This window comes from Vibrio sp. 1249-1 (genome assembly GCF_033340495.1).
Genome location: NZ_JAWOWJ010001125.1, coordinates 1 through 529, shown reverse-complemented (window position 1 = coordinate 529; position 529 = coordinate 1). Strand labels below are relative to the sequence as shown.

1 protein-coding gene is annotated in these 529 nt (G+C 44.0%); it reads left to right on the top strand.

Going from position 1 to position 529, the window contains the following annotated elements:
* Positions 1-49: 49 nt before the first annotated feature.
* The coding region (locus R7Z50_RS30830; RefSeq protein WP_318150190.1) for a DUF3332 family protein at positions 50-529 on the top strand (480 nt) is incomplete at its 3' end.

The following is a 529-nucleotide window of genomic DNA, read 5'->3' as shown; positions in this document are numbered from 1 at the left end:
AATATCCGCGCCGAATTTTCGACCTAATACTTTCTAACTAGAGGTTTTGATGAAAAAGGCAATTGCTAAAATTGGCGCATTGACTGCTGTGGCAGTTTCACTTTCAGGTTGTGTTGGCAGCAACGCGGTAACTGGCTATGTTATGGGCTTCAACTTGAAAGCGGTAGATAACCGTTACGCTCGTGGTGGTCTAAACATGCTTATGGCACCAGTTTACGGTGTGGCAATCGCAGCTGACTACATCGTATTTAACTCTCTAGAGTTCTGGACTGGTAAAAACCCGCTAAACGGCAAACCACACATCTTCGATACTAAGATGGACACTTACATTGATGTAAACCACCAGCTAGATAAGTCGCTTACAACAGCGCCGATTGGCCCACTTACAAACAACCGCGTTATCGAGCAAGGTCAAATGCACCAAATCGATGAAAATACGGTTCAGATGAACATCACATACAACAACGGCGAAAAAGCGACATTAATGGGTGTACGTGAGGGTGAGTTTGTTACTTACTACATCAATGGT